The following is a 19,523-nucleotide window of genomic DNA, read 5'->3' on the forward strand; positions in this document are numbered from 1 at the left end:
AACTTTTTGAGGGAAAGGTAGCCAAAATTTATAATGATACAGCGATATACACTCAGTACACTACAATAAGGCTTTTGACCCTCGAATCTTCTTAATGAAACTACTCTTGAACAAGATCTCTCGCACTTATTTTTTTAAGCGAGTGAGAAGATACAATGGTACTAATGATAAAAATTAATAAAACCACGATATTCGCGATTGCTATATGCCAATAATTATACTGTACAGGATATTTCGCAAAACCAAATATACTTAAACTAGCCTTCATGATTAGCGGATATACTTCTAAGAAAATAGGTACTGCCACTATAATAGAGGCTACAGCTACAATACTCACATAATATATATTGGAGCAGATCAAGTGCCAAGTTGAATATCCTAGGCATTTATAAATTCCGTTTGTTTTTTCATTACTAGCATTCTTAAGTAGAACAATACAGAATATATTTACTCCACCAACTAAGAGAACTACTAGAACAACTGGTGGTATAGCATTCTTTTGTGGACCAGCGATCATATTAGTAATACTACTTAAAAATTCAGTCCTTGGCATTACTTTACCGCTTCCATCTATCTTCTTTTTCATATCCTGAATGAATATATTCTTGGATGAAGGATCTTTTAAATAAATCGAAATACAGTTATATTGCATTGAAATGTTATTCGCAGTAATTGCATCTGTTGTTAACCTACAACATTTTCCCATATCATAATAGGTTTGGAATATACCCGTTATTAATAGATTTACCTTTGTATTACCTCCTAGATATACTTCGATATAATCTCCTATACTTTTACCTAGATCTTCTGCCATGAGATTTGTAATAGCAATTTCATTTCCAGCCTCAGGATTTCTGCCTTTAAATATTGGATTCTTTACTTTGGAGTAATCATCATATACAAAAGCGGACATAATTGTATTATCTAATCCCTTTTTCCATTTCAATGAGACTTTTGTATTAACATAACTTCCATATAGAGCATCAACTCTGGAATCTTTATTTAATATTTCTTTTACTTTCTCGTATTCCTTACTATTAGAAAGTTGAACCATAACATCACATTTATCAACACCTAGCCAATAATCATTATTATCCTTCATTGTATTTGCAATATCTAATGAAACAATCGCAAAATTAATGCTGAAAATGGTTACGATTGAAGTTAATATAATACTGATTGCACTTTTCTTGTTTCTTGATAATGTTCTTAGCGCAATTCCAATTGCAGAAAACTGAACCGTCATATTTCCTTTATACTCTTTTTTCTTTTTGGTCGTTGAATTGGTCATACCATTAAAAGCATAGACTGGTTTTACTTTCTTCGTCTTATTAATAATACGATAAATTATTAATAGTACAAAACTTACAACCAGAATGTAGCATGGTATTCCTGGAAATAATATATTATTCTGAACCACTTCTCCGATATTTTTAAATACGCTAGTTAAAATAATATTGGATATCCATACTGAGCTTAACACCCCTAAAATGCATGCAATCGAAACAATCATAAAATAAAAGGTTAAATACATCTTCAATATATCTGTTGAGGTATACCCCATTGTTTTATAGATAGCAATCGATTTTGCATCTGTAATCATAATATTTCGAATGATAAAATAGATTATAATACAACTTACAATAAGCATGATAATTCCGATTGCAAGAAAAACAGCTCCAATGATATTTCCCGCTAATAAGCTACCATCTATTGTTTCCTCTAATGTTTGGAATTCACCATTTACAAAACCATTATTTTTAGTTCTGTATGCATCTACTATTTCCTTACCAGTTACACCATCTTTTCCATATATCTTTATAATATGTCTAATGCTTAATTCTTTTGGTAATTTATTAATAATAATATCACTGTCAAACGCAGTTGATATGTTATATGGATCTGTAAATATACCTTTTACTTTATAGTTAAGTACTCCAGTTGCAAGTTTAATTTTTATTTCATCTCCAACTTTTATATGATTTTCATAACTAATACTAGCTGGAATGATACATTCATTGTCTTTAAGTGATTCTGCTGCTTTTTTATTCCCATGAATGTAACGAATCTTACCATATTGCTCATCATCATATTCAATCAATTTTGCAAATGCATCTATTTTCTTATTCTTAAAAAGAAGCTCTTCTTGGATAAAATGAAAATTAACACATTTCGCATTCTTAACTTCCTTTAATTCTTTGATTCCTTTTACAATACCTTTTAACGCATTTTCATCTTTTTCATATGTGTATAACATTACCTTAGCTGGTTCACATTCTTTTGTAAATGTTTGAATTGGTTTATCTAGCGATAATAATATGTTCATTGACGCATTTAAAAGTAACGAGCATAACATGATGATAATAAATATCATAAGTGTAAGTAATTTTTTTTGTCTAAAATTCTTTATCCACATTTTTCTTATCCTTCCTTATTTCTCTTATAATAATATAATACAAAGGAAATATAAAATAAAAATAGGAAAAATATTAATAAATATTAATATGGAGTAAATGATTATTAAATACGTAAAAAGAAGCTGAGCACAAGTTGATTTATTCACAAACTTGTACAACAGCCTCAATCATACACAATATTTTCATTTACATTATTAATTTCCACACTCAATACTAATCTCATTAAACTTGGATAGTATGTCATCAATTCTCATTGATTTCTTCTTATCTCCAGCCTCATCAATAATTGCTTTTCCCTGATGCATCATAATTAATCGGTTGCCATACTCCACAGCATAGCGAAGATTGTGAGTAACCATAATGGTAGTTAATTTTTTCTCGGTTACAATCTTATTGGTTAATTCCATGATTAATTCCGCTGTCTTAGGGTCAAGTGCTGCGGTATGTTCATCTAGAATTAAGAACTCTATTGGTGTCATGGTTGACATTAGAAGTGCCATTGCTTGCCTTTGCCCACCAGATAAGGATCCTACTGGCACATTCATCTTGTCTTCAAGCCCAAGATTTAGAGTTCTTAGATTATCCCTATAGAACTCGATTCTTTTCTTATTCGTACCTCTAAGAAGGTTGAATGACTTTCCTTTGTTGTCTGCAAGTGACATATTCTCAAGAATGGTCATATTCGGACAGGTTCCCATGGAAGGGTTTTGATAAACTCGCCCAATTTTTCTTTGTCGTTTAAACTCAGGCATATTAGTGATATCTTCATGGTGTATTAGCACGTTCCCACTATCTAGTGGAATACTGCCACATATAATATTTAACATCGAAGTTTTACCTGATCCATTGCTTCCTACAACAGATACGAACTCTCCATCTTGTATCTTTACACTAAAATCGTGAAATAAACACATTTCATTTACTGTACCAGGATTATAATATTTATTAATATTTTGTAATTCAAGCATTTGTCTTCACCCTCCTTCTTCTATCATTACTTAATACAAGGATTACTAAAAACAAAGTTGCTGTTATTAATTTCATATCCCTTGACTCCATACCTAATGCGATTGCGATCCATACACAAGCTTTATAAATCACTGCGCCTAATATAACAGCTGTAGTTGGTTTAAATCTCGCTTTTCGAAATATATTGGTTCCAATGATTACACTGGCAAGACCGATTACAATAGCTCCTGTACCTGTTGATATCTCAAAGAATCCACTTTTTTGACTATAGATACCCCCTGCCAATCCTGCAAATCCATTTGCTATAGAAAGTCCAATGATTTTAACTAATCCTTTATCTTTTGCCAAAGAAGTTACTAGATGCTCATTATCGCCCACTGCCCTTAATAAATACCCTGACTTCGTATTTAAATATCCATCTAACAATAATTTCATAAAAATAATTATAACAAATAGTATGGTAACCTTAATATATCCATCCAAAGTATCTGGTATTAATCTATCAAATAACTTATTCTCAAATATGGTTTGCTTCGAAAAAATTGAGACATTTCCACCTGCAATACGTAGATTGATGGAATAAAGTGCAGTCATTACAATAATTCCGGATAATAAATCTCTTACCTTAAACTTTACATGGATAATCCCTGTAATCATGCCCGCGATTGCACCTGATAAAAAGGATACGAATAAGGCTGCGATTGGATTGACACCAGCTAGTATCAACATTACTGCAACTGCACCACCAAGCGGGAATGTTCCATCCACCGAAAGATCAGGGAAATCTAGTATTTTGTAAGTAATATATACCCCCAATGCCAATATCGCGTATACAAACCCTTCTTCTAATATACTAATTATTATTTCTATTATTATTTCTAACATCTTTTCTCCCCTCCATTTCTTTATTACTTTCTAATATTTTAGTAACTGTTCAGTACCTTCACAGTTCGTGCATATCAGTCTTCTTTTCTTACAATAATTCTTACAAATATTCTTATAATGAAACAATTACCTTCTTAATCAGTTACTTTATTAAACATTTCTTTCGCACTACCTACCAACTCATCAGGAATAGTAATTCCTAGTTTCTTTGCAACTTCGGTGTTTCCATAGAATGCTGCTTCTTCAATAACTTCATATTTCATATCACTAGCCTTCTTTTCACCCTTTAGCACCTGAGCTGCCATTTTACCAGTCTTTATTCCTAACTGATAATAATCAAGCCCTTCTGCTGCAAGACAGCCTTTCTTTACTTGTTCAATCTCACTACCAAAGACAGGTATATTCTTATCCGATGCTTTATCCAAGATCACTGGTAGAGAGCTTACTACAGTATTGTCCGTTAGGTTTGTTAAACAATCCACTTCATTTAATAATTTATCAGTTGCTAATGGAATATCTGCTGTAACTGAGATTCCACTTTCTACAATTTCAAAACCATATTTTGATGCCAGTTCCTTATATTCTTTAATTGCTGAAATTGAATTTACTTCACTTGTGCTGTAAAGAATACCAATCTTCTTAGCATCTGGTAAGATCGTACGAATCATTTGTAATTGCTTATCAACAGGTAATTTATCACTTGTTCCTGTTACATTACCGCTTGGTGTTTTATCTTTCTTAGCTAGTTCTGCAAGAACTGGATTGGTTACCGCTGTAAAAATAACTGGAATATTCGAATCTTTTGCTGTTCCATATGCACTTTGCGCCATTGGAGTTGCAATCGCACAGATTAAATCCACTTTATTTGCTACAAAATTAGTAGCAATCTGTGTTGCAGTACCACCATCCGCTTGAGCATTTTCATATTCAAATTTAACATTTTTACCTTCTTTATAACCTTCCTGGGCTAATCCCTCGATAAATCCTTTTCTGCAATTATCTAATGATCCATGTTCTGCAAATTGCCCAATTCCGATTGTTACCTTTCCATCTTTACCACCACTACTTTTACCACAACCCGTTAACATGCTAATCGCTAATACAATAATCATTCCTACTGAGATACACTTTTTCATAATTCTATTCCTCCATTCATTTTTTTCATTTCTTTCAAATTTAATTACTCTCGTTCTTACAAGTAATGAATTAAATAGAGCTTAGTTGTGACTGAAATGTCACATATAGTTTTTTGGTTAGCAAAATAAATGGTACCATATAACTTCATTATTCCCTTTCAAGGAACAAAGATTCTATATAGTAAAACCGCATATAGAAATCATTTTTTTTAACAGATTTTCTTTTTGCATAAAAAAAGTCCCAAGCATTATTATACAATGCTTGAGACGAATATTATTCGCGGTACCACTCAATTTGACACTAAGTCCACTCTTTTCATATACAAATATATATGCCATCCTAATAACGGTTATGGAATCCGTCAACGCCTACTTAAAGTTCGGGTTGCCCTCAAAAGCCCATTCAGCTAACAACGCCATATCGCATCCCACCAATCGCGACTCTCTGTAATTTTGTACGAAAGCTTACTTCTCTTCTTCAACGGTTTAACTTATTAAAGTAATTTAATTATAGTATATTATTTTCTTTTTGTCAATTACATTTTTTGATTGTTGTATCTTATATTTTTAGATTGATCGTATCATAGAAATAAATGGTTAGGGTGTAAAACTTCACATTTGATCATCCATCCAATCTTCCCATACCCCTTCTTTCTTTAGTAATGAGGATATATTGATCACTAATTTATCTATTTCTAATAGTAATGAATCATCATGAGACGCTGCAAATTTTAGAATGTTGGCTACATTTTCACTCATATCCATTGGAATCTTCTTATCATCTTCTTGTAATATCTTAAGCATTCGCTTTTCACCAGGATGTGGCATCTCATTTACTGCAAATAGAATATCAAAATAGCTTGCAAATAACGCTGCAACCCTATGATTGACACTTACCATATCACCTCTTTTTAATGCCTTTTCAATCTGGTAGTAATAGGCTGGCATCTTCAATTTAAGAAGTGAATAGTTTTTATTGATAATATTTTGTTTTAATTCCTTTGGATAATCAATACGGTATTTCTCTTTTAAGTTATGTAGTTTACCAGTTTTATCAAATAATATGATAGAATGCAATAAATTTGCCCAGAAGCAAGTAGAATATCCAATGTCAGCCTCACATCTAACTAGAGTTCTCTCTAACATTGTATCAAGTAAACGATAATCTCGATAGATTAATTCAATTGCAATTTTATCATCTCTTAACATACCATCATCTTCTGTTTCCCAGAAAGTATTGTTTAGTTCCATATAGCTACAATATTTGTCCGTAATTTGCTTTCTTATCTCTAACGATATCTCCTTATTCAGATAGATACATACATCATAATCGGAGTCTTTATCATTATAATGTGTAGCACGTGAACCGGCTAGTAAGATACCTTCAACTTCATCAAGCATAGAGAATTCCTTCATCATCTCAGTAAAATTTTTACCATATTCCATTAAGACCACCTCATTTATAATAGTAATTTATACACTGCAATCTCAGAATAGTAATATTCTTCCTTATTGTCAAGTATTAGTTAACATGAAAGGCTCTATACCTTATTTTATCAGTATAGAGCCTTGAGAATGCTTTACTTAATAATATGCTTTACTTTATTAACACATGATATCGTAAATTTAATTGATTTTCTATTTAATGTTCCTTCTATTTTATTGAGCTTGATATTTTTTGAGTATAACTCTCTTTTTAATGAGTTTATCGCTAACTTTTGTTCAATGTGAATCTCTTCGGATAATTCGAAATATTTTTGAAAACGGTTAGACATTTCAAATTGACTAATCATAGTAATAGGAACAATTGGAGGTGCATATTTCACTGCCTTCACACTTTCATCGAATGGAACGATATCAGGAGTTAATGTATTTTTATAGATATGATCGATTCCATTTCTATTTAAAAATTCAAGAAAAGTCATAAAATTCTGAGCTTGAACTTTACATGGACTCTGGAAATCTGCTTTCTCTATTACATTCCAAATATTTGTTTGGTCAGTTATGTCATTTGAAAAAATGTATGTTAATTTATGAAATTCGGCTAATTCTCTCATTCTTGCATCTTTTGGAATAATAATACTAGGTGTGCCTGCGATTGTTGCTGCTATATTTCCATGAAACCTAGCACCAAAACTTAGATCCACTGTCTTTAGAAAATTAATCCATGTTGGTGCGTTATAAAAATATAATACTCGTCCTTCTTGATAAAGTTTATCCGTTATTGTATATGGATAATTTGGCGTCGGCTTACCTGCGTTAGATATCCCTAAGTAAGTTAACTTCATCTCTTTTAACCATTGTGGTATAAAATAATGATCTGGAAATTCTTCCGTACTTCTCTTAATAAATGTTAATACATTTTTGGGAGATAATTTGGAGTTATTAATACTAACTTTGGAATCCCTAGTAATGCTTGTCTCTCTTATTTTTAATTCACTACCAAAGGTATACATAGATGGACACCCAATTACCATATGATCTCTGCCTTCTTTGAAACCTAATCTAGATAGATAATCAGCTGTGATCTGACCACGAACGCCTATGATTCCTGAATGATGTAAAACAACTGTTACAAATTTTTTTACATCATCATCAAAAGGGAATCCTTCTTCTAACTTAGGTTCAATTGAAGCTCTTAACCCAACCCCTATCACAAATACAGGGATTGTTAATTGTTCAATTAATTTTGTATAATTTCTTAATTCTGTAACAAAATCTTCTCGGAAAGCATCTGCTAATGGAATTATATAAGCATCGTAATTCTCATTTATTTCATTTGCTTTACTTGGATCAACTATATAATGATCAGCCTCAATAACCGTATCCTCAGTAGTTAAATTTCGATAAAGACTGTAAGCATAGATTAAATTTCCAACATTTCCACCTATTGAATTATTAAGCATAATGTGTACTGGATCCAGATTTTCAAACGGTGACATACCAGATCTCATTAATATACGTCTCATATAACTCTCCTCTATCTCATTTCTCTCATTCCTATATATTTTTACCATAAAATAGAGATATTAGACGAAAATGTATTTATTATTTATTTTAACAATATAGTTTATGTTTATTGGATAATACATCTTTTTATTACTTATTCTATTGATACTTTTGTATTATATAGATATTATTATATTGTGAAATAAGAGCATTTCGCACTCTGATTTATCTGTCGCTGATGGCGACACTGGGATTTAGTGTGATATAAAGCGTTTCACACATTGAATTTAGGCTTGCGAGCAAGTCGCAAGCATGTAGGTTAGTATGCAAATATTTGTACATAAAGGAGACTATACAATGTATTCAATTTTACTAGTCATTATCTATCTATCTTTTATTAGTTTAGGACTACCCGATGGTTTATTAGGTTCTGCCTGGCCAAGTATGTATAAAGGTTTACAAGTACCCATGTCTTATGCAGGTATACTTTCTATGATTATAGCTGGCGGCACAATACTATCCAGTCTTTTTAGTAATCGCCTAATCAAAAAATTAGGTACGGGTAAAGTAACTGCAATCAGTGTATGTATGACTGCCATAGCACTTTTTGGATTTTCAATGTCCAATTCCTTTGTCCTATTATGTTTTTGGGGAATCCCTTATGGGTTAGGAGCTGGTTCTGTTGACGCCGCTTTAAATAACTTTGTAGCCATACACTATAAAGCAAAACATATGAGTTGGCTTCACTGTTTCTGGGGAATTGGAGCTACTCTTGGTCCTTACATAATGGGTTTTTGTCTGACTAATGGGATGAGATGGACCTCAGGATATCAATTTGTATTTATCATTCAAATTGTTTTAACAGCAATATTAATTTTCTCAATGCCACTATGGAGAAAAAGTAGCACCTTATCAACAGAAGAATTAGAATCATCTAATAGTCTTACCATGATAGAAATCCTCCGAAAACCTGGAGCGAAACAAGCATTAATAACCTTCTTTGCCTATTGCTCTTTAGAATCAACGACTGGTCTTTGGGGAAGTAGTTATATGGTTATCGAAAAAGGGCTAACACCTTATGTAGCAGCCAAATGGATTTCATTGTTCTATTTAGGCATAACAATAGGAAGATTCCTAAGTGGATTTATAACAGGTATACTTAACGGTAAAAACATGGTTCGACTTGGGCAAGTAATCATTATGATAGGCATCTTGACTTTATTTCTCCCTTTAGGAAATGGAATACTCTGCGTAAGCTTTATACTTATTGGACTTGGTTGTGCTCCTATTTATCCAAGTCTTATTCATGCCACACCAGATAACTTTGGCAAAGATGTATCCCAGGCACTTATGGGAATGCAGATGGCTTCTGCTTATGTCGGAACCACTTTTATGCCACCACTATTTGGCGCACTTGCTGATAATATTAGCATAAAATTATTTCCGTTCTTCCTATTTGTATTTGTTATATTGATGATATGTATGGTAGAGCGCATGAATCGGATTGTGAGTCGCAGTTAACTTCGCAACTAATAAGTTTATTGATTATTTTATACATTTAGAGATTTAAAGAAAAGGGATTTGGTTAGACGAAGACTTTTTTAGTTCCTCGCTTAACCAATCCCTTTTTACATTGATATGATCTCCACCCAATCTATGAAGCAACCCATTAATATAACTATGACTCCAACGCATATAAAAATATCACGATACGAAAATATCCAAAACTCTCCCCTCAAAACACTCATTGAACCTTCTTTTGATAAAAAACTATCATCCATCTGACTATCCATATTTTGATATAACCTTCTTATTTGATTATATCTGACTCCTGATTTTAAAAAATTATTTTTTAACCACATAAACGCACCAAGCAGTAAAATGATAGCTCCCGTTGCTAATAAAGTACCGCGAATCAGCATTAGGATTACAGGTAGACTACCCGAAGTGATTAAACTTCTGGTAGTTATTATACTTCCTATTATAGCAAACACACTAACAATGAAACTAATCCCTAGCCCGCCTAGTAGACATTTTAAAATATCATGAATAAACTGTCTTATTTTTGTTCTCATATATTTATTTCCTCTTCAATTAAGTGACAAGCAACTAGATGACCTTTCGACACTTCTTTTAACATTGGTGTTTCCGTTCTACATCGTTCCATACATTGTTTACATCTACCCTGAAATTTGCAACCAACTGGAGTGTCAATTGGACTAGGTACATCCCCCTCTAACATTATACGTTGTCTTTCTCGTTCAATCTTTGGATCAGCAATAGGTATTGCTGACATAAGAGCCTTTGTATAAGGATGTAATGGATTTTTATACAAGTCCTCTGACTCATCTAATTCTACAATAGCACCCAAATACATGACTGCCACACGATCAGATATATGTTTCACCATCGCTAAATCATGTGCAATAAAAAGATATGTTAATCCTAATTCTTTCTGAAATTTAATCAATAGATTCGCAACCTGAGCTTGAATTGACACATCAAGAGCTGAGATTGGTTCATCACATAGGATAAATTTAGGTTCCACTGCAAGTGCTCTTGCTATACCAATCCTTTGCCTTTGACCTCCAGAGAATTCATGAATGAATCGATTTCCATGCTCTTTATCAAGTCCAACTAATTCAAGTAGGTGGTTCACTCGATTTCTTCGATCATCTGCATCTTTCGCAAGGCCATGAATATCAATTCCTTCTGCAATGATATCTGCTACCGTCATACGAGGATTAAGAGATGCATAAGGATCTTGAAAAATAATCTGAACTTCTTTATTATAGGCCTTTCTATCTTTTCCTTTGAGCCTTCTTATATCCTTCCCTTTATATAAGATTTCTCCTTCAGTCCGATCATACATCCCAATTACTGTTCTTCCACATGTCGTCTTGCCACAACCCGATTCCCCCACAAGCCCTAGAGTCTCGCCTTTATTAATAGTAAATGATACATCATCTACTGCCTTTAATACGCTTTTATGTTCTAATGAAAAGAATTTTTTTAAATTTTTCACTTCAAATATTATACTACTGTCCATCATTACCACCTCCATATGCAAACTCAACTTTTGGATTCTGGTTATCCGGGTGATACAGATGACAGCTAGTTTGATGTCCATTATCAAAATACGTATATTCTGGAGTTTCTTCAAGACATAGATTCATACAATGTTCGCAACGCTTAGCAAAAGGACAACCCTTTGGTGGAACTATAAGATCCGGTGGATTACCTTTAATCGTATCTAATAGCTGCTTACTTTTCCATTCCATTTTAGGGACTGCATTTAGTAATGCCCAAGTATACGGGTGCTTTGGATGGTAGAAGATATCCTCACATTTTCCAGCTTCAACAATGGTACCTGCATACATTACGGCGATCTTATCTGCTGAACCTGCTACAACACCAAAGTCATGTGTGATTAGTATTACTGCTGTATTTAACTTATTCTTTAATTCCAGAATCAGTTCCATTATTTGTGCTTGAATAGTTACATCAAGCGCAGTGGTCGGTTCATCTGCAATTAGAATCTTAGGGTTACCCGCAATTGCCATTGCTATCATAGCTCTTTGTCTCATACCACCAGAGAATTGAAATGGATATTGGTTCCTTCTTCTTTCTGCATTCGGGATTCCAACCAACTCTAATAAACGTATTACTTCTTGTTTCACTAATTTTTTATCAATATCTTGATGTAATATTATATTTTCTTCAATCTGTTTTCCAACTTTCATTGTCGGATTCAATGCTACCAATGCATCCTGAAAGATAATGGAACATTCTCCTCCACGGTAATCTCTTAATTTCTTTTTATCCATTGTCAAGATATCTGTTCCATTATATACAATTCTACTTCCCTCTTTGATTTCCCCTTGTGGCTTTTGAACAAGCTGCATAATTGCTCTCGCAGTTACACTTTTTCCACAACCTGACTCCCCGATAATTGCTAGCGTCTCACCACACTCAACATCAAAAGATATTCCACGAACTGACTGCACTTCACCCGCATATGTATAATAGGATACTTTTAGATTCTCAACTTCCAATATTGCCATTATGCTCGCCTCCTAGTTTCTAAGTTGTGGATCAAGTGCATCTCTAAGCCCATCACCAATTAAATTGCATGTTAAGATGATGATAGCTAGTAATACCGCAGGTGCAACCATCTGATGTGGATAAAATGCCATTACTTGTTGACCTAAAGATAACAAGGATCCTAGACTATAGGCTGGAGGTTGTAATCCTAATCCTAAAAAGGAAAGACCTGCTTCACTTCCAACAAATCCAGGAATTGAACCTGCAACATCAAGGATAATTAGACTCGCTGCATTTGGTAATAGATGCTTCATAACGATTCTTCTTTTTGTAGCTCCAAGTACCTCGGATGCTAATACATACTCACTCTGTCGTAACTGCAAGACCTTTCCACGAATCATTCTTGCAGATCCAGTCCATGAGGTAAATACCATTGCAAAGATAAAGGTTGGTATTGAGTTGCCTAACACTACTAAGATTAATAGAATTAGAATTAAACTTGGAATACTATTTAATATCTCAATAACTCGCATCATTATTTCATCTACAAAGCCACCTACGTATGCAGCTATTGCTCCATAGGCAGAACCTAGAAAGATTGATACGACTGTACAGATTACTGCTATTAATAAAGATATTCCAACTGCATTGCATAGCCTACAGAATAAATCCCTCCCCATATTATCTGTACCAAACCAATGTTTTGCACTTGGTAACTGATTTTGTTCTGACATATTCATTGATACATAATCGATGTTTCTTATATGTGGTCCTACCAGTGATATTATCACTAATAGCACAAATATAACCAATGCAGTTACTGCTATTTTATTCTTAAAAAATACTCTCCTTACTTCTTTCCAATAGTTAATGTTGGGACGAGCTGATTCTTCAAACATTATTTCTGATTGAACAACCTTTGCAAATCGTAGATCATCTATTGTATTACTATAAAAGCCATTCTTATTATTTCGTTCTTTTTTTTCTTCATCTTCTTTTTCTTCTCGTTCCATCGTTCCGATAGCAACATCCATTTGTAGTCCCTCCTTTACTATTGAAATTTAATTCTCGGATCAACAATTGTATACAATATATCAGAAACGAGAATAGATACCAAATATATTAATGTATACAACATGGTCTGACCCATAATCATTGGAATATCCCTTTGACTTACTGCTGTTGTATAATAAGCTCCAATTCCCGGAATTGAAAACACTCGTTCAATGAATAACGATCCACCAATAACTCCAGCTATGGTACCTGGTAAAATAGTACATACTGGAATAAAGGAATTACGAATGACATGTTTATAGATAATTCTAGCTTCTGAAAGCCCTTTTGCTCTTGCAGTCATCGTGTATTCTTGATTAATACTATCGAGCATAGTAGTACGAACTAACCTTGAATATCCAACAATATAACCAAATACTCCTGACAATGTTGGTAACAAAGTATAGGATAATCCGTCAACAAACCCCATTCCTGGCTGCGACCATCCAATGATTTGAAGTCCATATCTTCCACCAAAATATTTTTGTAATAGTAATGCAAATACTAACGTTGGTACTGATGTTATTACCAGGGAGGATATTACAATAAAATAATCAATTCTCTTGCCTCTGTTACATGCTGCTATAATCCCTAAAATCATACCGATCGGTACTCCAAATAGAATTTGTCTTGCGCTAAGTTGCATCGAAATTGGCATCTTATCTTTTAATAAGCTTGATAATGTTACACCTGGATTTACAATAGACTCCCCAAATTGATGATCTATTACAAAGTTCTTTACTGATATCGCATAACGTTCTAGTACTGGCTTATCAAATCCATATTTATGTACTATATTTTCTTTCACCGATTCTGGAAACTTCTCCATCTTCTGATCAATTGCATTTCCTGGAACAGCAGCTAATAAGAAAAATGTTGCAGTAAATATGATAAATAATAATATTATCATTTCTCCAAATCTACGTAAGATATATTTCACCATTCTTTCTCCTCCTTTCTTACAAGGAATGCACATGAACTTTCTCCATGTGCACCTTTATAAGCTCTTTCACGATTGCCCTACAATTTCTTATTTACCAGAAATATAAGCCCATTTGAATTCATAGGTAGGACCAAATGATGGAGTCTGGAATCCTTTCACATAATTATGGGTAAATCTTCGAACATCAGAATATGCATAAGGAATAATTGCAGGATCATCCACAGTTAAGATTTGTTCGATTTGAGTATAGATTTTAAGTCTCTCTGATTGATCCGTTAAGCCTTTTAATCTCTTTAATAACCCATCAACTTCTGTATTACTATATTTCATACTATTATTACCGCCATCTGTTTGAAATACATCAAGATAAGTAAGTGGATCATCATAATCAGCATACCATGCACTACTATAAATATCATATTTATATGCTGCTTTGGCATCGGAATAAGCATAATAATCGCCTAACGCTGTAACTTTTAGTGTGATACCTAATGCCTTTTCAATTGTTTGCTTATACCAATCAAAATAAGATATTGAAGCTGCATCAGTACCATAGCTAATGAATTCAATCTTAATCTTAGATAAATCATCTACATCTTTTCCTTCTTCTTTCAAACCTTCATGGAATAGCGCTTGTAATTTTTCTTTCGTATTGTATTTCTCTTTTGCTGCCTTTAAAGGTTCAACTACTTTATCACGGTAAATATCCTTTCCATTATGTATTACCAGAGGTACAATACCATAAGCCGGTGTATATCTCTTTACTAAATCATTGCAATAACCTTCTCTATCATATGCCAAACTTAATGCTAGACGAATCTTAGCATTATTCATTAATCCACTTGTACCGCCTGTTTTTCTATTAAAAGCCCAATATGACATACCAGTACCGTTTGAAATATCAGATCGGAACGCACCTTGTTTCGCTTCTTTCGTCCATTTTGCAACATAATCATTTAATGAACCTGTAATATCGAGTTGCTTACTTTCAAAAAGTTGAGCTTGTGTTGAGAACTCTTCTATATCTGTCATTTCTATTCTTTCAAGATGCACGTTGGCTGCATCCCAATAATTTTCATTCTTAACCAATACAAGTTTGGAGTCCTTCACGTATTCATCTACTTTTACTTTAAATGGTCCACTAAATACCTGACTACTTAAATCTGTTCCGTATTTATCTCCTGTTTTGTCAATAATATCACTTCGTATTGGCATAAAACATTGATACGAAATCTTATTTAAAAAGATTGGATCTGGCTCATCTAAAGTAATTTCTAAGGTCGTGTCATTAACAACCTTGACTCCTAGATCCTCTTTTTTGGCTGTTCCATTATAGTACTCTTCACCATTTTTAATACCGAACCCAAAGAAGGCATATGGACATGCGTTTTTTGGTGTTAATAATCGAACAATAGCATCAGCATAATTTTGTGCTGTAACTGCAACTCCATCACTCCACTTGTTATTACTTCTTAAATGAAAAGTATATACTAGCCCATCTTTTGATAATTCATAACTTTCAGCACCATCAGGTACTGACTTTTCTCCATTTTTTCCATCATTATACACTCGGTAAAGCCCTGCATCGACTGCTGAAAGCACAGTAGAAGTACTAGTATCATAACACTGTGTTGAATCCCAAGATAAAGGACTAAATAAGATGGTTCTTAATGTCTGATCTTTATCATAACTAACTTTCTCACCTTCATCTGCTGCCTTCGAACTGCTTATTGCATCCTTCGTACCCGAACTTCCACAGCCTACTAATGATAGTATGGTGAATACTAACATCATAAAAATACTAAGCTTTTTCATACTCTTTGTTTCTAAACTCATGTTAACTCCTCCTTTTTCTATATTTATTATTTATATAAACTTGTGAAATCAAACGAGTTCTTTGATCATCCAAATTTATTTCCTTCATCATTTTACTTCTTATTACATTTTTGTTTTTAATTACCAATTTAATATTTTATCTATCTTAATTAATATTTCATACTTTGTCAATATGTTTTATAGGATTTATATTAAAATATTTTACATTTTATTCTTATTGAATACTTATTTATTATTTTTTTTAATGTTATTTATAATTATTTAAAAAAATGTACAAAAAAAGCCAAAGCAAAATGCTTTGACTTCTCTGCCCTAAACTTTATTTAATTTGAATCTACTCTCCAATATTTTGCTCCATCATCTGTTCTTTTTAATAATTTCTTTTCGATTAGTTCTCTTCTTAGCAGAAAAAAATCTCCAAAAGTATGATGATCTTTAATAATCATATTCACTTCTTTTTCTGTATAAAAATGATTGTACTCGAAATTTTCTACTAGATATAATAATATCTGATATTTCGATTCGTGCTTTGATGGCCATATCTTAATTTTTCCATCCTTATCAATATAATTATCTATATTCTTCATATTCATTTTTCCTCCAATTATTTTAAGATTGATTACATTACCTTAAAAATGAGTTATTCCTAGTTTTTCGTGATAAACTAATTTTTTGATAACTCATTTCATCACATGTTCATTGTGTTTATGTTTTGTAAACATATAAACAGATATACTATAAATTTATTCTTTTAAATAAACAAAAAATTATTTTGTTTGCTTTATTGCAAACATTTTATAACAATGTTTTTACTTTGTCAATAATGATAGTTTAACACAGTTAATTTTCTTTAGTTTCTTACAGCAAATTCAATTTATAGGACGATGCTTTCTAAACAAAAGAGAAGAAGAAAGTCATTATGTAATAACGACTTTCTTCTTCTCTTCTAGCTTAAAGTTTATTGATTTAATTATTTTTTTTACAAACAAACCTCTTAATTAATCCCTATCTTCCTTTTGAACTAAGCTGTGTTTTCTTCCATAGGTAAAATATACGATAAATCCTATCCCTAACCATATAATAAAGCCAATCCAAGTCTTTAGATGCAATCTGGATAATAACGCAATACAACATATAATTGTAATAATCGGAGTATAAGGTACACCAGGACATACAAAGACTCTTTTAAAATCTGGCATTGTCTGTCTTAATCGAATAACGCACAGAGAAACTACAATAAATCCTAATAAAGTACCTATGCTTAAAAATTGAACTATAATATCAAGTGGTAAAAAGCCAGCTATTATAGCTGCTACTACACCTGTAATGATTGTCGATACATATGGTGTCTTATGCTCCTTGGATATCTTAGAGAAAAATGGAGGTAATAAACCATCCCTTGACATAACCATAAATACACGTACTTGTCCATATAACACAACAAGTAATGTTGACATCATTCCAATAACTGCTCCTGTACCAACTAAAGCTGCACCCCAGTTAATTCCAATTCTTGATAATGCACCTGGAACTGCATTTTCTGAAATTATTTCTTTAAAAGGAACCAAGCCAGTTAGTACAAATGCTACTAAAACATACAATAAACTAACTACAGATAAACAAATAATTAACCCCAATGGAACATCTCGTTTTGGATTCTTAGCTTCTTCTGCTGATGTTGATATTGCATCAAAACCAATGTAGGAGAAGAAAATGGTTGCTGTACCTGCGAATATTCCTTTCCAGCCATATGGATTAAATGGTTTATAATTATTAAAATCAATATGCGATGCGCCAAGTATTATAAATACTAATATGATTACGATTTTAATTGCTACCATAACATTATTTACTTTAGCGCTTTCACGCATGCCATAGCATAATAATCCAGTGATTAGTGCAATAATAAAGATTGCTGGTAGATCTACAACTCCACCATTACTAGGTGAGGCAGTTATTGCCTTTGGAAACGTTATATCGATACTTTTAAGTACCCCTAGAAATGTACCTGACCAGCCAGATGCAACTGCACTACATGCAACTAAATATTCAGCAGTTAAGCACCATCCTATAATCATAGCAATGATTTCACCAAAAGTTATATAGGCATATGAATATGTGCTACCTGCCACTGGAAACATGGTTGCTAATTCCGAATAACATAATCCACAAAAGCAAGCTATAATAGCCGCTAATATAAATGATATGATTACAGCTGGTCCTGCAGCATGAGCTCCTTCTCCCGTAGCAACAAAAATACCGACGCCTACAACTGCACCTATCCCCAATGCACCTATATCCTTAGCTGTCAGATTTCTTTTTAGTGACGACTTTTCAATTCCTTCTAGTATCTGTTCTTTACTTTTCTTTTTCCAAATGTCCATTACATCCTCCTATATTATTGCCTTGTGACGTTTCAGTTCGTACAATTCTATTTTTATATCCTACTGAATAATTACATCACTTTAAAACATTAAATCGACAATATGTTTTAAAATTATACAAAATTTTTAATCTCTTTTCAATATATAAATTCACCACTTATAAAAAAAATATGCTATTTAATCAATTCCAGCAACTTAAATTGGATATATTTCGTAATATCTGTAAACCTTTGTATGATAAGCAAATTTATGTTAAAAATAGGATTTTTTTATATAAAAAAAGGAATAGCAATGCTATTCCATATCTAAACTAATCTTTAGTAAAATTTTAACCTACTTATTATTTCAACTTACAAATTACGAACTTCTCACCAATGCACTTCAAAAATTCAAAATAATTGATTAATAATAATTATAGAATAGAAATAGAGAGCATCGGTTCAAATATCACACCAATACTCTCTATTAAATACTCACTATTCTCTATTCTTTATCATTCAGGGCATCTTTAAAATTGAAATTGTTCTAGCACGCTACAATTTCTTTTATCATAAACTCCCTACCACATAATATCTCAAAGTCATTACTATGACATTCTGGACATCTGTTGTGATGTTCGATTAAATTAAAAACTTTATTACACTTTCTACAGATACCATTACCTGGTAGAACCTCTATTTCTAACTTCGTATTCTCTAACATGGTTCCTTCTACTGCTGCAGGATAGCAGGCTTCAATATATCTAGGAATCATAGAAGAAAGCTCACCAATTTGTAACACTAACTTTTCAATTTTTGTAACTTCATTTTTCTTTGCAAAATTCTCAACCGTATGAATTACATCGATAACGACTCCTAATTCGTGCAAATAAATCACCTCGCTAGTCTAATATGTATTAGCTTTTTGT

Annotated in this window: 16 protein-coding genes and 1 other annotated feature; of the genes, 1 reads left to right on the forward strand and 15 read right to left on the reverse strand. The window is 32.6% G+C overall.

The window, feature by feature from the left end:
* Positions 1-100: 100 nt before the first annotated feature.
* The 6 genes from bsdtb5_RS15485 to bsdtb5_RS15510 all read right to left on the reverse strand — a co-directional run bounded on the left by bsdtb5_RS15485 (position 101) and on the right by bsdtb5_RS15510 (position 8,376).
* Positions 101-2,416, reverse strand: coding sequence for an ABC transporter permease (locus bsdtb5_RS15485; protein WP_271712875.1), 2,316 nt, complete (start codon positions 2,414-2,416; stop codon positions 101-103).
* A gap of 195 nt (positions 2,417-2,611) precedes the next feature.
* Entirely contained in the window at positions 2,612-3,385 is a 774-nt protein-coding gene (locus bsdtb5_RS15490; RefSeq protein ID WP_271712876.1) for an ABC transporter ATP-binding protein, read from the reverse strand.
* Positions 3,378-4,259 (reverse strand): ABC transporter permease, encoded by an 882-nt coding sequence (locus bsdtb5_RS15495; RefSeq protein ID WP_271716127.1) that lies wholly within the window; start codon positions 4,257-4,259, stop codon positions 3,378-3,380. Before bsdtb5_RS15495 ends, bsdtb5_RS15490 begins: the two co-directional genes overlap by 8 nt.
* Before the next feature lie 146 nt (positions 4,260-4,405).
* Positions 4,406-5,407, reverse strand: a complete 1,002-nt coding sequence (locus bsdtb5_RS15500; protein ID WP_271712877.1) for an ABC transporter substrate-binding protein — start codon at positions 5,405-5,407, stop codon at positions 4,406-4,408.
* Positions 5,408-5,667: 260 nt separating this feature from the next.
* Positions 5,668-5,898 (reverse strand) — a binding site (T-box leader).
* Positions 5,899-6,019: 121 nt separating this feature from the next.
* Positions 6,020-6,853: a DUF4037 domain-containing protein gene (locus bsdtb5_RS15505; RefSeq protein ID WP_271712878.1), complete on the reverse strand. Its 834-nt coding sequence runs from the start codon at positions 6,851-6,853 to the stop codon at positions 6,020-6,022.
* Between the two features lie 134 nt (positions 6,854-6,987).
* The gene (locus bsdtb5_RS15510; protein WP_271712879.1) at positions 6,988-8,376 is read right to left on the reverse strand and encodes a polysaccharide pyruvyl transferase family protein; all 1,389 of its coding nucleotides are present in this window, start codon (positions 8,374-8,376) and stop codon (positions 6,988-6,990) included.
* Between the two features lie 337 nt (positions 8,377-8,713).
* Here bsdtb5_RS15510 and bsdtb5_RS15515 point away from each other — a divergent pair, with 337 nt between their 5' ends.
* A complete protein-coding gene (locus tag bsdtb5_RS15515; protein WP_271712880.1) occupies positions 8,714-9,877 on the forward strand; it encodes an MFS transporter in 1,164 nt (387 codons plus the stop codon).
* A gap of 107 nt (positions 9,878-9,984) precedes the next feature.
* Here the strand turns inward: bsdtb5_RS15515 and bsdtb5_RS15520 are convergent, their stop codons facing one another.
* The 9 genes from bsdtb5_RS15520 to bsdtb5_RS15560 form a co-directional block, all read right to left on the reverse strand.
* On the reverse strand, positions 9,985-10,431 hold the full coding sequence (locus bsdtb5_RS15520; RefSeq protein ID WP_271712881.1) for a hypothetical protein: 447 nt from the start codon (positions 10,429-10,431) through the stop codon (positions 9,985-9,987).
* Complete coding sequence (locus bsdtb5_RS15525) at positions 10,428-11,408, reverse strand: ABC transporter ATP-binding protein (protein ID WP_334297399.1); 981 nt, start codon at positions 11,406-11,408, stop codon at positions 10,428-10,430. The genes bsdtb5_RS15520 and bsdtb5_RS15525 overlap by 4 nt, the downstream gene beginning before the upstream one ends.
* Complete coding sequence (locus bsdtb5_RS15530; RefSeq protein WP_330611694.1) at positions 11,395-12,420, reverse strand: ABC transporter ATP-binding protein; 1,026 nt, start codon at positions 12,418-12,420, stop codon at positions 11,395-11,397. Before bsdtb5_RS15530 ends, bsdtb5_RS15525 begins: the two co-directional genes overlap by 14 nt.
* Positions 12,421-12,432: 12 nt before the next feature.
* Positions 12,433-13,434 (reverse strand): ABC transporter permease, encoded by a 1,002-nt coding sequence (locus bsdtb5_RS15535; RefSeq protein WP_271712883.1) that lies wholly within the window; start codon positions 13,432-13,434, stop codon positions 12,433-12,435.
* A 17-nt stretch (positions 13,435-13,451) separates the two neighbouring features.
* Positions 13,452-14,396, reverse strand: a complete 945-nt coding sequence (locus bsdtb5_RS15540; protein WP_271712884.1) for an ABC transporter permease — start codon at positions 14,394-14,396, stop codon at positions 13,452-13,454.
* A gap of 87 nt (positions 14,397-14,483) precedes the next feature.
* Entirely contained in the window at positions 14,484-16,232 is a 1,749-nt protein-coding gene (locus bsdtb5_RS15545) for a peptide ABC transporter substrate-binding protein (RefSeq protein ID WP_271712885.1), read from the reverse strand.
* Positions 16,233-16,555: 323 nt separating this feature from the next.
* Positions 16,556-16,819 carry a DUF2087 domain-containing protein gene (locus bsdtb5_RS15550; RefSeq protein ID WP_271712886.1) on the reverse strand — a complete coding sequence of 88 codons (264 nt, stop codon included), beginning with the start codon at positions 16,817-16,819 and terminating at the stop codon, positions 16,556-16,558.
* Between the two features lie 411 nt (positions 16,820-17,230).
* Positions 17,231-18,616, reverse strand: a complete 1,386-nt coding sequence (locus bsdtb5_RS15555) for an amino acid permease (protein ID WP_271712887.1) — start codon at positions 18,614-18,616, stop codon at positions 17,231-17,233.
* Between the two features lie 525 nt (positions 18,617-19,141).
* Positions 19,142-19,483: a hydrogenase maturation nickel metallochaperone HypA/HybF gene (locus bsdtb5_RS15560; protein WP_271712888.1), complete on the reverse strand. Its 342-nt coding sequence runs from the start codon at positions 19,481-19,483 to the stop codon at positions 19,142-19,144.
* Positions 19,484-19,523: the final 40 nt, after the last annotated feature.

The sequence above is a fragment of the Anaeromicropila herbilytica genome (assembly GCF_016591975.1).
Lineage (GTDB): Bacteria > Bacillota > Clostridia > Lachnospirales > Lachnospiraceae > Anaeromicropila > Anaeromicropila herbilytica.

What these genes read in the sequence shown, in the direction of transcription:
- bsdtb5_RS15550 (WP_271712886.1), bottom strand. Translation starts at nt 16,819, where the DNA reads ATGAAGAATATAGATAATTATATTGATAAGGATGGAAAAATTAAGATA.
- bsdtb5_RS15490 (WP_271712876.1), bottom strand. Translation starts at nt 3,385, where the DNA reads ATGCTTGAATTACAAAATATTAATAAATATTATAATCCTGGTACAGTA.
- bsdtb5_RS15520 (WP_271712881.1), bottom strand. Translation starts at nt 10,431, where the DNA reads ATGAGAACAAAAATAAGACAGTTTATTCATGATATTTTAAAATGTCTA.
- bsdtb5_RS15485 (WP_271712875.1), bottom strand. Translation starts at nt 2,416, where the DNA reads ATGTGGATAAAGAATTTTAGACAAAAAAAATTACTTACACTTATGATA.
- bsdtb5_RS15530 (WP_330611694.1), bottom strand. Translation starts at nt 12,420, where the DNA reads ATGGCAATATTGGAAGTTGAGAATCTAAAAGTATCCTATTATACATAT.
- bsdtb5_RS15555 (WP_271712887.1), bottom strand. Translation starts at nt 18,616, where the DNA reads ATGGACATTTGGAAAAAGAAAAGTAAAGAACAGATACTAGAAGGAATT.
- bsdtb5_RS15540 (WP_271712884.1), bottom strand. Translation starts at nt 14,396, where the DNA reads ATGGTGAAATATATCTTACGTAGATTTGGAGAAATGATAATATTATTA.
- bsdtb5_RS15525 (WP_334297399.1), bottom strand. Translation starts at nt 11,408, where the DNA reads ATGATGGACAGTAGTATAATATTTGAAGTGAAAAATTTAAAAAAATTC.
- bsdtb5_RS15515 (WP_271712880.1), top strand. Translation starts at nt 8,714, where the DNA reads ATGTATTCAATTTTACTAGTCATTATCTATCTATCTTTTATTAGTTTA.
- bsdtb5_RS15500 (WP_271712877.1), bottom strand. Translation starts at nt 5,407, where the DNA reads ATGAAAAAGTGTATCTCAGTAGGAATGATTATTGTATTAGCGATTAGC.
- bsdtb5_RS15510 (WP_271712879.1), bottom strand. Translation starts at nt 8,376, where the DNA reads ATGAGACGTATATTAATGAGATCTGGTATGTCACCGTTTGAAAATCTG.
- bsdtb5_RS15535 (WP_271712883.1), bottom strand. Translation starts at nt 13,434, where the DNA reads ATGGATGTTGCTATCGGAACGATGGAACGAGAAGAAAAAGAAGATGAA.
- bsdtb5_RS15505 (WP_271712878.1), bottom strand. Translation starts at nt 6,853, where the DNA reads ATGGAATATGGTAAAAATTTTACTGAGATGATGAAGGAATTCTCTATG.
- bsdtb5_RS15545 (WP_271712885.1), bottom strand. Translation starts at nt 16,232, where the DNA reads ATGAGTTTAGAAACAAAGAGTATGAAAAAGCTTAGTATTTTTATGATG.